The organism is Burkholderia sp. HI4860 (assembly GCF_002223045.2).
Classification (GTDB): Bacteria; Pseudomonadota; Gammaproteobacteria; order Burkholderiales; family Burkholderiaceae; genus Burkholderia.
In genome coordinates this window covers 1,289,087-1,302,701 of record NZ_NKFO02000003.1, presented here as the reverse complement: position 1 = coordinate 1,302,701, position 13,615 = coordinate 1,289,087, and the positions used below count along the sequence as shown (strand labels likewise).

The following is a 13,615-nucleotide window of genomic DNA, read 5'->3' as shown; positions in this document are numbered from 1 at the left end:
ACGAGGCGAGCGGCGGCGTTCCTGCACCGTTCAGTACAATTTTGTCGCGGCTGTTGCACCCGAATCGCCGGTCTGGCGGCCGATGATTGGCGCTACAATGCCGTCGAAGAGTTATTCTAATCCGCCCGCCAAGAGACACATGTCTACCCAAGCCTCCTCCAAAGCCAAACTTCGCGAAGCCGCGCTCGACTATCACGAATTCCCGACCCCCGGGAAAATCGCGATCGCCCCGACCAAGCAGATGATCAACCAGCGCGACCTCGCGCTCGCGTACTCGCCGGGTGTGGCGTACGCGTGCGAGGAGATCGTCGAGAATCCGCTCAACGCGGCACGCTTCACCGCGCGCAGCAACTTGGTCGGCGTCGTCACGAACGGCACGGCGGTGCTCGGTCTCGGCAACATCGGCCCGCTCGCGTCGAAGCCGGTGATGGAAGGCAAGGCGGTGCTGTTCAAGAAGTTCGCGGGCATCGACGTGTTCGACATCGAGCTGAACGAGTCGGACCCGCACAAGCTGGTGGACGTGATCGCCGCGCTGGAGCCGACCTTCGGCGGGATCAACCTGGAAGACATCAAGGCGCCGGACTGCTTCATCGTCGAGCGCGAAGCGCGCAAGCGGATGAAGATTCCGGTGTTCCACGACGACCAGCACGGCACCGCGATCGTGGTGGCCGCGGCCGTCACGAACGGGCTGAAGGTCGTCAACAAGGACATCAAGAAGGTCAAGCTCGTTGCGTCCGGCGCAGGTGCGGCCGCGCTCGCGTGTCTCGACCTGCTGGTCGACATCGGCCTGCCGCTCGAGAACATCATCGTGACCGACCTGGCGGGCGTGGTCTACAAGGGCCGCACCGAGCTGATGGACCCGGACAAGGAGCGTTTCGCCCGCGAAACGGAAGCCCGGACGCTGGCCGAAGTGATCGACGGCGCGGACATCTTCCTCGGCCTGTCGGCTGCCGGCGTGCTGAAGCAGGAGATGGTGAAGGGCATGGCCGAGCGCCCGCTGATCCTCGCGCTCGCGAACCCGACGCCGGAAATCCTGCCGGAACTCGCACTCGAAGTGCGGCCGGACGCCGTGCTGGCCACGGGCCGCACCGATTACCCGAACCAGGTCAACAACGTCCTGTGCTTCCCGTTCATCTTCCGCGGCGCGCTCGACGTCGGCGCGACGACGATCACGCGTGAAATGGAGATCGCGGCCGTCAATGCGATCGCCGAGCTCGCGCAGCACGAGCAGAGCGACATCGTCGCGACCGCGTACGGCATCCAGGACCTGTCGTTTGGGCCCGAATACCTGATTCCGAAGCCGTTCGATCCGCGCCTGATCGTGAAGATCGCGCCGGCCGTCGCGCAGGCCGCGATGGACGGCGGCGTCGCGACGCGCCCGATCGAGGACATGGACGCGTACAAGCAGCACCTGCAGCAGTTCGTGTACCACAGCGGCACGACGATGAAGCCGATCTTCCAGATTGCGCGCGCCGCGCCGGAAGAGAAGAAGCGCGTCGTGTTCGCGGAAGGCGAAGAAGAGCGCGTGTTGCGCGCCGTACAGATCATCGTCGATGAAAAACTCGCGAAGCCGATCCTGATCGGCCGCCCGTCGGTGATCGAGCACCGCATCCATCGCTACGGCCTGCGCCTGACGCCGGGCACCGATTTCACGGTCGTCAACACCGAGCACGACGAGCGCTACCGCGATTTCTGGCAGACGTACTACAAGATGATGGCGCGCAAGGGCATCAGCGAGCAGCTCGCGCGCGTCGAGATGCGCCGCCGCACGACGCTGATCGGCTCGATGCTGGTGAAGAAGGGCGAGGCGGACGGGATGATCTGCGGCACGATCAGCACCACGCACCGCCACCTGCACTTCATCGACCAGGTGATCGGCAAGCGCCCGGGCTGCAGCGTGTATGCGGCGATGAACGGCCTCGTGCTGCCGGGCCGCCAGATTTTCCTCGTCGACACGCACGTGAACGTCGATCCGACCCCGGAAGAGCTGGCCGAGATCACGATCATGGCCGCGGAAGAAGTGCGCCGCTTCGGCATCGAGCCGAAGGTCGCGCTGCTGTCGCACTCGAATTTCGGCACGAGCAACGCGCCTTCGGCGAAGAAGATGCGCGATACGCTCACGATCCTGCAGGAACGTGCGCCGGAGCTGAAGGTGGACGGCGAGATGCACGGCGACGTCGCGCTCGACGCGGCGCTGCGCAAGGAGATCCTGCCGGAATCGACGCTGGAAGGCGAAGCGAACCTGCTGATCCTGCCGAACATCGACGCCGCGAACATCGCGTACAACCTGCTGAAGACGGCCGCGGGCAACAACATCGCGATCGGGCCGATCCTGCTGGGTGCGGCGCAGCCGGTGCACGTGCTGACCGAATCGGCGACCGTTCGCCGCATCGTCAACATGGCGGCGTTGCTGGTCGCCGACGTGAACGCCACGCGCTGAGCCAGAACGAACGCGCCAGGCCGGTCGAACCGGCGTGGCGCGTCGGGCGAAATTGTAAACAAAAGCAAAAAGAGGCGTGCCCGCAATGGGCACGCCGCGGGCAGGGCGCAAACGCGCTTCCCTCAAGCAACATCAGCATCTCTCTCCACTCAGCGTAGCCGGCGTGGCAAGGAGGCAGAGTCTTGCCATGCCAGAGATGCCGCCCGCATTTTAGCTCATGCAAGATAAATGTAGTGTGATTTCGGTAAAAAATGCGCAATTCCGGGTATCACTGGCCTTTCGATTCCCAAACGGACATTGATTCGCGCGGCCAATAACGCTACGCTAACGCCTTTGTTGGTCGTCAACTACTTGATTTAACAGCGGGAACCCTGGTTCATGGCACGCAAGTGGCTCCGCAACGGCGCGCTCGCGTCCGTCTTCGCGATGTTCGCGATGGGTATCGTCGGCACGCCGACGGGCAGTCTGGTTTCCGCCGCTTACGCACGGGAGGCCGTTCCGGCCGACGTGGCGGCGAGCGGGCTCGATACGATTCCGACCGCTCGTCTTCCGCGCGAGGCCGTGACTACGCTGGGCCTGATCGGCGCCGGCGGTCCCTATCCGTACGAGAAAGACGGCGTCGTGTTTGGCAACCGCGAGCGGATCCTGCCGAAAGCGAAGCGCGGCTACTACCATGAGTACACGGTGCCGACGCCGCGTGCCCGCAATCGCGGAGCGCGCCGGATCGTCTGCGGCGGGCCATTGCGCCGGATCGACAACTGTTATTACACGGGCGACCACTACAACAGTTTTAAACGTATTGTTGAATGACTTCGGGACGAATGGCATGAGCGACTCCATCTACGCGCACGAAACGGCGGCGGCGGAACTGTTCGCGGCCGGCGACGGCAATCTGTTTCAGCGCGTGATCCAACTGCACGCGGCGGCGCAGGCCGGCGGCACGCCGGAGCAACAGGAAGCCGAGCCCGGGCTTTCATCGAACGAGGAGCCTATGAGCCTTTTCACGACCGTGCGACCCAATCTCGTGCAGTCGATCCGCGCGTTCCGCGTGCAGGATCTTGCCGACGAAGCCGGCCGGCTCGGCCAGCATTTCCTGTATGCGTTTTGCGGCGCCGCGCAGTCGAAGCAGGAAGTGATGGAAACGATCGCGACGTCGTTCCTGTTCCCGAAGCATTTCGGGAAGAACTACGACGCGCTGTACGACTCCCTGACCGACCTCGTCGCGAAGGCCGGCGCGCAGCCCGGTTTCGTGATCGTCCTCGAAGGGCTGCCGATCGCGCAGAAGTTCGACAAGGAAGGGCGGGAGACGCTGCTCGACGTGTTCCGCGAGGCGGCCGAATTCTGGGCCGAGCGCAAGGTCGCGTTCCGCGTGTTCTACTCGTTCGCGTAAGCGCACGTCGGCCAGCGGCCGATTCGGCGAATCATCTTTCGGAAGCCCGCTTCGAGCGGGCTTTTTTGCGCTTGCGTGATGCGGACGGGCCGGAACGGCGCGTGGCCCGCTGACATTGTCCTTTCATCCGGCACCTTTTTTCGAGACAATCTCGATCGGCCCGGTCGCGGCAGCGGCCGCATCGGGCGCATACAACAAACCATCGAGAGAGGGCTGTCTTCCCATGAATATTTCCCGTTCCGCACGCGCCGTCGTGCTGCCCCTGCTGGTCGTGGCGGGCGCCGCGCATGCGGCGCCGCTCACGCCCGAGCAGACCGTCGACCTTTACATCGGCGCATTCGTCAACGGCGATGTGTCGAAAGCCCGCGAATTCAACGATGCGGTGCGCACGAGTTACGGCGGCAAGGACGCGCTCAACGTCGACGTTCTGTCGAAGATGGGCGATTCGATGCGCAAGGACATGGCCGACGGGATGCTGGAGCCGATGCCGCCGAAGGTGAGCGCTGCGCTGCGCCCATCCGTCGAAGGGGCGGTCGCAGCGTATCTACGTGCGCTCAATCGCTCGGAGTGCAAGGCAACCGGGTCGTCGCAGCGACCGAACTCGGCTCGCGAGGGCGAGACAATCGCGACGGTCGAGTTTGCGTGCCGCGTCCCGGATGCAAGGGCCGGCGGAGAGGCGTTGGCGGAAAAGCTTGGCGACGGTCGTCGGCTGAAGAACGACGCTGCACGCATTGTCGCGTTTCAGAAGATCTTCTCCGGCATGGCGAAGGTGCTGGACGCAGCGCCGGTCACGTACCCCGTGACGGGCAAGATCGATGTCTACAGCCTCGGCGGCGGCTGGACGACCGGCAGCCCGCAAGACGTGCTGACGCCGGTGCTCGATGCGTTGTCAGAAGCGATGCCGCATGGCTCGTCGAGCGACAAGTAAGTTGCGATAGACCGCCGCATCGCAACGGGCCGCATTTCCGCGGCGATGCCGGCCGCTTGTCGCGCAGCGGTCGGGCGGCGTGCGGTCAGGGCGTGTCGCGCCGTCTTGCGCAGGCACGACTACTCATCACCACCCGCCCCAGCGCGCCGCAAGCGCCGCGAGCACGGCCGCGCCGGCCGTCTCGGTACGCAGCACGCGGGGCCCGAGCGACAGCGCGGTGAACCCGCGCGCGCGTGCCGCATTTTCCTCGTCGGGCGACAGCCCGCCTTCCGGCCCGATCAGCAGCGTGACGGTTGCAGCGGGCGGCGTGCCGGGCAGCGACGCGAACGGGATGCTCGCGCGCGGCGACAGCAGCAGCCGCAGTTCGCCGTCGGCCGGTGCCGCCGGCAGCGTATCGAGCCACGCGTTGAAGCCGGCGACCGGCGCGACGTCGGGCACGCGGTTGCGCCCGCATTGCTCGCACGATGCGCGCACGACGCCGCGCCAGTGCGCGACGCGCTTGTCCGCGCGCTCGCCGGCGAGCTTCACGACGCCGCGCGCGGTCGACAGCGGCACGACCGCCGTCACGCCGAGCTCGACCGCCTTCTCGATCACCCAGTCCATCTTGTCGCCGCCGGCGATGCCTTGCGCGAGCGTCACGCGATAGGGCGGCTCGGCCTCGGCCGGTTCGAACGTGTCGATCTGCGCGAGTGCGCTGCGCTTGTCGATCTCGACGAGCCGTGCGCGGTACTGGCCGCCGGTGCCGTCGAACAGCGCGAGCACGTCGCCGGGTTGCAGGCGCAGCACCTGTGCGTGGCGCGCGACTTCGGCCGGCAACGCGAGCGTGGCGTCGGCGCGCAGGGCTGCGTCGACGAAAAAGCGCGGCACGGCCGCGGTGGTGGTGGCTTCGTTCATGCGTGTAACGGTTGGGGTCATGCGTCGAGACGGCGCCCGAGCGCCCATCGGTAGCCGTCGAGATCCTCGATCTGTGCGAACCGGTCGCCCCAGAACTGATCCTCCGGCGCGCTCAGCGACTTCGCGCCCGCGTCGAGCGCGCGCTGCCAGGTGGCGTCGACGTCGTCGACATACAGGTAGAACGATTGCGGCGCGGTGGCGTTCGCACTTTTCGGCGTGCGCGCGGGCGAGCCGAATGCACCTTCGGGCGCGAACATCACGATCAGCTGGCCGCGATAGGCCATCTCGACGTGCATGATCGCGCCGTCTTCGTCGTGCACGTCGCGTACCGTGAAGTCGAATGCGGCCTTGAAGAATTCGATGGCCGCGCGCGCGTTGCGTACGACCAGGTAGGGCGTCAACCAAGGCACGTTGGCCGGACGTGGATCGGTCATGAAAATCTCCTGTGGGGGCGCTTGGGCACGTGTTCTGATTCCATGCCCGGGCGTTCGTTCAGGGGGCGGCGCGGCGTCCAGGACGTTCCACCCCGGTGCCATGCATCGCGAATCCTGCCAGGGCGCGATGGAAAAACGGAAGCGAGGCGGCCGCGCGGACGTTCAGCGGCGAACGCCCAGTGTATCGCGCAGCGCGCGCGGCAGGGCAAAGAGGGACGCATGCAGCCGCGCGTCGTAGTAGCGCAAGCCCTGGACGCGGCGGGCCGCGAGCCGTTCGTCGATGTCGTGCGCGAACAGCGCGGCCGCGTCGAGCGTGTCGCTCGCGATCGCCATCAGCCACTGCGAGCCGTACAGCGGCACGTGCGCGGACAACGGATCGACGACCGCGAAGCTCGCGCGCAGATCGTCGAGCAGCGCGGCGATGCGCGCCGCGTGGAACACCGGCGAGCCGAGGTGCATCGAGATCGCGCCGCACGGCGTCAGGATCCGCTTGAGCCGCGCATAGAACGCGCGCGTATAGAGGCCGGCCGCCGGCGAATCGGGCGGCGTGAGGTCGAACACGACGAGATCGAAATGCTCGACGGTCGACTCGACGAAATGCGCGGCGTCGCCGATCACGACCTCGACGCGCGGGTCGTCGAGCGCACCCTGGTGCACGTCGTCGAGATAACGGCGCGCCATCCCGACCACCTCGTCGTCGAGTTCCGCGATCACGATCCGCGCGATGCACGCGTGCTTGAGCAACTGGCGCGCCGCACCGCCGTCGCCGCCGCCGAGCACGAGCGCCTTGCGCGGCGACGGATGCGCGAGCGCGGCCGGGTGCGTCATGCACTCGTGATAGACGTACTCGTCGCCGACCGACGTCATTGGCCGGCCGTCCAGCGTGAACAGGCGGCCGAGCTGCGGGGTTTCCCAGACCTCGATCTGCTGGTGCGGCGACGCGACGTGCGCGAGCCGCCGGGCGTTCGGGAAGCCGTAGGCGGAGTCGGGCGTAGGGTGGAAAAGGAGAGTCGTGCTCACGGGCGGGCCACTCAGGGCTGGCAGTTCCGACGTCTGAATTATAGGAGGCGGGCGGTTTGACGGAAAACCGTGCCGGAACACTACTCGCCGACAAGGGAAATGTCAGCCCATCTGTTAAAATGACGAGCTTTGCAGCCCCGTCCGTAGGCTCCGTCCGCTTCGCGTCCGTCAGGCGCCGCACCGCGCGCCGGGAACGATTGACGCTCGAGCTTCCGGATGCCGCCGTGCCCCCGTTTCCTCGACTCGTTCTCCGGACTCGACATGACGACTTCGTCTCCCGCCTCCACCACCCTGATGGCCAATGCGATCCGTGCGCTCGCAATGGACGCCGTCCAGCAAGCGAACTCCGGCCACCCCGGCATGCCGATGGGCATGGCCGAAATCGGCGTCGCGCTCTGGTCGCGCCATCTGAAGCACAACCCGACGAACCCGCACTGGGCAGACCGCGACCGCTTCGTGCTGTCGAACGGCCATGGCTCGATGCTGCTGTACTCGCTGCTGCACCTGACCGGCTACGACCTGCCGATCGAAGAGCTGAAGAATTTCCGCCAGCTGCACTCGAAGACGCCGGGCCACCCGGAATACGGCATCACGCCGGGCGTCGAGACGACCACCGGCCCGCTCGGCCAGGGTCTCGCGAACGCGGTCGGCATGGCGCTCGGCGAAGCGCTGATGGCCGACGAGTTCAACCGTGACGGCGCGAAGATCGTCGATCACCACACGTACGTGTTCCTCGGCGACGGCTGCCTGATGGAAGGCATCTCGCACGAAGCGTGCTCGCTCGCCGGCACGCTGAAGCTGAACAAGCTGATCGCGCTGTACGACGACAACGGCATCTCGATCGACGGCGACGTCGTGAACTGGTTCCACGACGACACCCCGAAGCGTTTCGAAGCGTACGGCTGGAACGTGATCCCGAACGTGAACGGCCATGACGTCGACGCGGTCGACGCAGCCATCGCGAAGGCGAAGCTGTCGGACAAGCCGACGCTGATCTGCTGCAAGACGGTGATCGGCCAGGGCGCGGCGACCAAGGCCGGCGGCCACGACGTGCACGGCGCGGCGCTCGGCGCGGAAGAAATCGCGAAGACGCGCGCGGCGCTCGGCTGGACCTGGGAGCCGTTCGTGATTCCGCAGGAAGTCTACGCGGCATGGGACGCGAAGGAAGCCGGCAAGCGCGCGGAAAGCGAATGGGATGCGACGTTCGCGGCCTATCGCGCGAAGTTCCCGGCAGAAGCCGCGGAATTCGAGCGCCGGATGGCCAACCGGCTGCCGGCCGACTGGGCTGAAAAGGCTGCGGCGATCATCGCCGGCGCGAACGAGCGCGGCGAGACGGTGGCGACCCGCAAGGCGTCGCAGCAGGCGATCGAAGGCCTGGCTGCCGCCCTGCCCGAACTGCTCGGCGGCTCGGCCGACCTGACCGGCTCGAACCTGACCAACTGGAAGGCATCGAAGGCCGTCCGTGCGAATCCGGAAGGCCCGGGCGTCCAGCTGGGCAACCACATCAACTACGGCGTGCGCGAATTCGGCATGAGCGCCGCGATCAACGGCCTCGCGCTGCACGGCGGCCACAAGCCGTTCGGCGGCACGTTCCTGACGTTCTCCGACTACAGCCGCAACGCGCTGCGCGTGGCTGCGCTGATGAAGGTGCCGTCGATCTTCGTGTTCACGCACGACTCGATCGGCCTCGGCGAAGACGGCCCGACGCACCAGTCGATCGAGCACGTGTCGAGCCTGCGCCTGATCCCGAACCACGACGTATGGCGTCCGGCCGACACGGTCGAGACGGCCGTCGCCTGGACCCACGCGGTCGCTGCCGACCGTCCGTCGAGCCTGATCTTCAGCCGCCAGAACCTGGCGTTCAACCCGCGTACCGATGCGCAGATCGCGAACATCGAGAAGGGCGGCTACGTGCTGAAGGACTGGGACGACGAGATCGTCGCGCGCAAGATCATCCTGATCGCGACGGGCTCGGAAGTCGAACTCGCGATGAAGGCCGTCGAGCCGCTCGCGCAGCAAGGCATCGCGGCACGTGTCGTGTCGATGCCGTCGACCAACGTGTTCGACCGCCAGGACGCCGAATACCGTGAGCGCGTGCTGCCGCACGGCGTGCGCCGCGTCGCGATCGAAGCGGGCGTGACGAGCTTCTGGCACAAGTACGTCGGCCTCGAAGGCGGCGTCGTCGGGATCGACACGTTCGGCGAATCGGCGCCGGCCGGCGTGCTGTTCAAGTACTTCGGCTTCACCGTCGAGCACGTCGTCGAGACCGCCAAGGCCGTGCTGGCCTAAAGAGACAGACGCGACGCGCGCCACCCCTCGCGCGCGTCGCACCGTGAAGCTGCACGAAACGAATTTTTTCAGCCATCAGGAGATAGACCATGACGATTCGCGTCGCAATCAACGGCTACGGCCGCATCGGCCGCAACACGCTGCGCGCGTTCTACGAGAACGGCAAGAAGCACGACATCGAGATCGTCGCGATCAACGATCTGGGCGATGCGAAGACCAACGCGCACCTGACCCAGTACGACACCGCGCACGGCAAGTTCCCGGGTGAAGTGTCGGTCGACGGCGACTACCTCGTCGTGAACGGCGACAAGATCCGCGTGCTGGCGAACCGCAACCCGGCCGAACTGCCGTGGGGCGAGCTGGGCGTCGACGTCGTGATGGAATGCACGGGCTTCTTCACGACGAAGGAAAAGGCCAGCGCGCACCTGAAGGGCGGCGCGAAGAAGGTGATCATCTCGGCACCGGGCGGCAAGGATGTCGACGCGACGATCGTCTACGGCGTGAACCACGACGTGCTGAAGGCCGAGCACACCGTCATCTCGAACGCATCGTGCACGACGAACTGCCTCGCGCCGCTCGTCAAGCCGCTGAACGACAAGATCGGCCTCGAAACCGGCCTGATGACGACGATCCACGCGTACACGAACGACCAGGTGCTGACGGACGTCTATCACGAAGACCTGCGCCGCGCGCGTTCGGCCACGCACAGCCAGATCCCGACGAAGACGGGCGCTGCTTCGGCCGTCGGCCTCGTGCTGCCGGAACTGAACGGCAAGCTCGACGGCTACGCGATCCGCGTCCCGACGATCAACGTGTCGATCGTCGACCTGTCGTTCATCGCGAAGCGCGACACGACGGTCGAGGAAGTCAACGCGATCATGAAGGAAGCATCGGAAGGCGCGCTGAAGGGTATCCTCGGCTACAACGACGCACCGCTGGTGTCGATCGACTTCAACCACAACCCGGCTTCGTCGACGTTCGACGCCACGCTGACCAAGGTGTCGGGCCGCCTCGTGAAGGTGTCGAGCTGGTACGACAACGAGTGGGGTTTCTCGAACCGCATGCTGGATACGGCTGTCGCATTCGCGAACGCGAAGTAATCCCGCACGTTGCGCGGCCGCTGCAAGGCGGCCTGCGCGGCGAACGAGCCCGGCCCGGTTTTTCCGGCCGGGCTTTTTTATGGCCCGCCGTTATGGCTCGATGCGGCCGTCACCTGCTCGAGCGCCGCGACGAACGCGCGCTTCAGCGGACTGTCGAGGTCGGTCCACGCGAGGCCGATGCCGGTGCGGTGCCCGGCCAGGTCGAGCGGCCGCGCGAGCACGTTCGGCGGCAGCGCGCTGGCGGCCTCCGCCGGTATCAGCCCGATGCCCATCCCCGCCGCGACGAGCGCGAGCATCGTCGTGAATTCCCCGAACTCCTGCGCGATCTCGAGCGTCGTGCCCGCGCGGCTCAGCGCGAGCAGCATGTCGTCGTGAAAGCCCGGCGCGTAGCGGCGCGCGAGCACGAACGCGGGCTGGCCGCGCAGCGCGGCCGGCGCGATCGCATCGTGCACGGCGAGCGGGTGGTCGAGCGGCAGCGCGACGACGAAACCTTCCTCGAGCACCACGCGCGTGTCGATGCCCGCATACGCGGCCGGCAGCCGGATCATCCCGAAATCGATCCGCCGGTCGCGCAGCGCGGCGATCTGGTCGGGCGTCGGCAGGTCCTTCAGTTCGAGCGTGATCAGCGGATAGCGCTCGCGCATCGTGCGCAGCACGGCCGGCAGCAGCGCGGGCAGCACCGACGACACGAACGCGATCCGCAGCGTGCCGATCTCGCCGCGGCTCGACAGCCGAGCCAGCTGTTCCGCGCGTGCGGCCTGCTGCAACGTGGCGCGCGCTTCGGGCAGGAACACGCGCCCCGTATCGCTCAGTTCGACCTTGTGCCGGTCGCGCTCGAACAGGCGCGCGCCGAGTTCTTCCTCGAGCGCCTTGATCTGCATGCTCAGCGCAGGCTGCACGATGAACAGGCGCTGCGCGGCGCGCCCGAAATGCAGCTCTTCCGCGAGCGTGACGAAAGCGCGCAATTGCTTGAGTTCCATGGGCGGCGGGCAGGCGAGGGCAGTGATCAAGTTTCATGATAACCGGATCAAAAATGACCATTGGCGCGCGCCCGGCCGGCAGCCGAAGATACGGTCAACGCGAGACCGGCCGCAACGGGCCGCCGGCTCGACTGGCACGAGGAGACACGCATGACCCACGCGCTTGAACGGTTCCGCCTCGACGGCCGCCGCGCATTGATTACCGGTTCCGGACGCGGGATCGGGCTGACGCTCGCCCGCGGGCTGGCCGAAGCGGGAGCGGCGATCGTCATCAACGATCGCAATGAGGAGAAGGCCGCAGCGCTCGTGCAGCATCTGCGCGAGGAAGGCTTCACGGCCGACTACGCGGTATTCGACGTCGCCGAGCACGCGCAGGTGCGCGCGGCGATCGACGATGTCGAGGCGCGCGTCGGCGCGATCGACATCCTCGTGAACAATGCGGGCATCCAGCGCCGCGCACCGCTCGATGCGTTCGACCCCGACGACTGGCATGCGCTGATGCGCGTGAACCTCGACGGCGTGTTCAACGTCGCGCAGGCGGTCGCGCGGCACATGATCGCGCGCGGCCGCGGCAAGATCATCAACATCTGCTCGGTGCAGAGCGAGCTCGCACGGCCGACGATCGCGCCGTACGCGGCGACCAAGGGCGCGGTGCGGATGCTGACGAAGGGGATGTGCGCCGACTGGGCGCGCCACGGCATCCAGGCGAACGGCCTCGCGCCCGGCTATTTCGAAACCGAACTCAACCGCGCGCTGGTGGACGACGCGGCGTTCTCGGACTGGCTGTGCAAGCGCACGCCGGCCGGCCGCTGGGGGCGTGTCGACGAACTGTGCGGCGCGGCGATCTTCCTCGCGTCGGCCGCATCCGATTTCGTGAACGGCCAGACGCTGTTCGTCGACGGCGGCTTGACCAGTGCCGTCTGACAAGGAGGCTGTCATGCGTATGCGTTGCATGTGTGTCGTGATCCACGGGCCGAACGACCTGCGGGTCGAAGAGCAGGACGCGGGCGAGATCGGCCCGGGCCAGGTGCGCGTCGAGGTCGCGATGGGCGGCATCTGCGGCTCCGATCTCCATTACTTCCGGCACGGCGGTTTCGGCGCGATCCGGCTGCAGCAGCCGATGGTGCTCGGCCACGAGGTGGCCGGCACGGTTGCGGAAGTCGCGCCGGACGTGACGTCGGTGAAGGTCGGCGATCGTGTCGCGGTCAATCCGAGCCGGCCGTGCGGCGCGTGCCGCTATTGCCTCGAAGGGCTGCCGAACCAGTGCCTGGACATGCGCTTCTACGGCAGCGCGATGCGGATGCCGCACGTGCAGGGCGCGTTCCGCAATGCGCTCGTGTGCGACGCGGTGCAGTGCGTGAAGGTTGCCGACCACGTGCCGCTGTCGCTCGCGGCGCTCGCCGAACCGTTCGCGGTCGGGCTGCATGCGGTGTCGCGCGCGGGCCCGCTGCTCGGCAAGCGCGTGCTGGTGTCGGGCTGCGGGCCGATCGGCGTGCTGGCGGTGGCAGCGGCGCGCGTGCACGGCGCGGCGGAGATCGTCGCGACCGACGTCGTCGAGGCGCCGCTGGCCGTGGCGAGCGCGCTCGGCGCCGACCGCACGATTAATGCGGCGGCCGATGCCGGCTGGGTCGAGCGCTACGGCGCCGACAAGGGCACGTTCGACGTGATGATCGAGTGTTCGGGCAATGCGCGCGCGCTGCGTGACGGGCTGGACGTGATGCGTCCGCGTGGGGTCGTCGTGCAGCTCGGGCTGGGCGGCGATGTCAGCCTGCCGCAGAACGTCGTGGTCGCGAAGGAACTGTCGATCTGCGGGTCGTTCCGTTTTCATGCGGAATTCGCGCTCGCGGTGCAGTTGATCAACGCGGGGCGCGTCGACCTGCGCCCGGCCGTCACGCGCGTGTTCCCGATGCGCGATGCGAACCTCGCGTTCGAACTGGCCGGCGACCGGCAGCGCGCGATGAAGGTGCTGATCGACTTCGCGGACGAACGCGCGTGAACCGAACGTGCGCCGCCGATCGCGCGGCGCCATCGATGCAACAAAGGCACGCCGCGGTTTGCGGACGTGCCTTTTTCATTGGTCGCACTGCCCGAGGCGACGGCCGTGAGAGAAACCGCTCGCCCTTGTGACGGGCCGCCGGCT

12 protein-coding genes are annotated in these 13,615 nt (G+C 67.0%); 8 read left to right on the top strand and 4 right to left on the bottom strand.

What is annotated here, in order from left to right:
- Window positions 1-97 precede the first annotated feature (97 nt).
- The 4 genes from CFB34_RS21310 (at window position 98) to CFB34_RS21295 (ending at window position 4,758) form a co-directional block, all read left to right on the top strand.
- Entirely contained in the window at window positions 98-2,440 is a 2,343-nt protein-coding gene (locus CFB34_RS21310) for an NADP-dependent malic enzyme (RefSeq protein ID WP_278190120.1), read from the top strand.
- A gap of 378 nt (window positions 2,441-2,818) precedes the next feature.
- Window positions 2,819-3,250 carry a ribonuclease gene (locus tag CFB34_RS21305; RefSeq protein ID WP_031398890.1) on the top strand — a complete coding sequence of 144 codons (432 nt, stop codon included), beginning with the start codon at window positions 2,819-2,821 and terminating at the stop codon, window positions 3,248-3,250.
- Between the two features lie 16 nt (window positions 3,251-3,266).
- A complete protein-coding gene (locus CFB34_RS21300; RefSeq protein WP_089439207.1) occupies window positions 3,267-3,830 on the top strand; it encodes a barstar family protein in 564 nt (187 codons plus the stop codon).
- A gap of 223 nt (window positions 3,831-4,053) precedes the next feature.
- Window positions 4,054-4,758, top strand: a complete 705-nt coding sequence (locus CFB34_RS21295; RefSeq protein WP_089439208.1) for a hypothetical protein — start codon at window positions 4,054-4,056, stop codon at window positions 4,756-4,758.
- A gap of 126 nt (window positions 4,759-4,884) precedes the next feature.
- On the opposite strand, the gene CFB34_RS21290 is transcribed toward CFB34_RS21295, so the two are convergent.
- The 3 genes from CFB34_RS21290 to speE form a co-directional block, all read right to left on the bottom strand.
- Window positions 4,885-5,652, bottom strand: a complete 768-nt coding sequence (locus CFB34_RS21290; protein WP_089439209.1) for a 16S rRNA (uracil(1498)-N(3))-methyltransferase — start codon at window positions 5,650-5,652, stop codon at window positions 4,885-4,887.
- Window positions 5,653-5,669: 17 nt separating this feature from the next.
- Entirely contained in the window at window positions 5,670-6,086 is a 417-nt protein-coding gene (locus CFB34_RS21285; RefSeq protein ID WP_089439210.1) for a VOC family protein, read from the bottom strand.
- Between the two features lie 162 nt (window positions 6,087-6,248).
- On the bottom strand, window positions 6,249-7,106 hold the full coding sequence (gene speE / locus CFB34_RS21280; RefSeq protein ID WP_089439211.1) for a polyamine aminopropyltransferase: 858 nt from the start codon (window positions 7,104-7,106) through the stop codon (window positions 6,249-6,251).
- A gap of 216 nt (window positions 7,107-7,322) precedes the next feature.
- Here speE and tkt point away from each other — a divergent pair, with 216 nt between their 5' ends.
- Both tkt and gap read left to right on the top strand, forming a co-directional pair.
- Window positions 7,323-9,395, top strand: a complete 2,073-nt coding sequence (gene tkt / locus CFB34_RS21275) for a transketolase (protein WP_089439212.1) — start codon at window positions 7,323-7,325, stop codon at window positions 9,393-9,395.
- Window positions 9,396-9,484: 89 nt separating this feature from the next.
- Window positions 9,485-10,495 carry a type I glyceraldehyde-3-phosphate dehydrogenase gene (gap, locus tag CFB34_RS21270; RefSeq protein WP_059500962.1) on the top strand — a complete coding sequence of 337 codons (1,011 nt, stop codon included), beginning with the start codon at window positions 9,485-9,487 and terminating at the stop codon, window positions 10,493-10,495.
- A gap of 77 nt (window positions 10,496-10,572) precedes the next feature.
- Here the strand turns inward: gap and CFB34_RS21265 are convergent, their stop codons facing one another.
- Entirely contained in the window at window positions 10,573-11,475 is a 903-nt protein-coding gene (locus CFB34_RS21265) for a LysR family transcriptional regulator (protein WP_089439213.1), read from the bottom strand.
- A gap of 150 nt (window positions 11,476-11,625) precedes the next feature.
- Between CFB34_RS21265 and CFB34_RS21260 the strand changes: the two genes are divergently transcribed.
- Together CFB34_RS21260 and CFB34_RS21255 are read left to right on the top strand one after the other, a co-directional pair.
- Window positions 11,626-12,399, top strand: a complete 774-nt coding sequence (locus CFB34_RS21260) for an SDR family NAD(P)-dependent oxidoreductase (RefSeq protein WP_089439214.1) — start codon at window positions 11,626-11,628, stop codon at window positions 12,397-12,399.
- A 13-nt stretch (window positions 12,400-12,412) separates the two neighbouring features.
- Window positions 12,413-13,471 carry an L-idonate 5-dehydrogenase gene (locus CFB34_RS21255; protein WP_089439215.1) on the top strand — a complete coding sequence of 353 codons (1,059 nt, stop codon included), beginning with the start codon at window positions 12,413-12,415 and terminating at the stop codon, window positions 13,469-13,471.
- Window positions 13,472-13,615: the final 144 nt, after the last annotated feature.

Bases quoted from the DNA above. Each gene is read 5' to 3' on its own strand.
- CFB34_RS21285 (WP_089439210.1), bottom strand. From the start codon at position 6,086: ATGACCGATCCACGTCCGGCCAACGTGCCTTGGTTGACGCCCTACCTG.
- CFB34_RS21310 (WP_278190120.1), top strand. From the start codon at position 98: ATGCCGTCGAAGAGTTATTCTAATCCGCCCGCCAAGAGACACATGTCT.
- tkt (WP_089439212.1), top strand. From the start codon at position 7,323: ATGCCGCCGTGCCCCCGTTTCCTCGACTCGTTCTCCGGACTCGACATG.
- gap (WP_059500962.1), top strand. From the start codon at position 9,485: ATGACGATTCGCGTCGCAATCAACGGCTACGGCCGCATCGGCCGCAAC.
- CFB34_RS21255 (WP_089439215.1), top strand. From the start codon at position 12,413: ATGCGTATGCGTTGCATGTGTGTCGTGATCCACGGGCCGAACGACCTG.
- CFB34_RS21260 (WP_089439214.1), top strand. From the start codon at position 11,626: ATGACCCACGCGCTTGAACGGTTCCGCCTCGACGGCCGCCGCGCATTG.
- CFB34_RS21295 (WP_089439208.1), top strand. From the start codon at position 4,054: ATGAATATTTCCCGTTCCGCACGCGCCGTCGTGCTGCCCCTGCTGGTC.
- CFB34_RS21305 (WP_031398890.1), top strand. From the start codon at position 2,819: ATGGCACGCAAGTGGCTCCGCAACGGCGCGCTCGCGTCCGTCTTCGCG.
- CFB34_RS21290 (WP_089439209.1), bottom strand. From the start codon at position 5,652: ATGAACGAAGCCACCACCACCGCGGCCGTGCCGCGCTTTTTCGTCGAC.
- CFB34_RS21300 (WP_089439207.1), top strand. From the start codon at position 3,267: ATGAGCGACTCCATCTACGCGCACGAAACGGCGGCGGCGGAACTGTTC.
- CFB34_RS21265 (WP_089439213.1), bottom strand. From the start codon at position 11,475: ATGGAACTCAAGCAATTGCGCGCTTTCGTCACGCTCGCGGAAGAGCTG.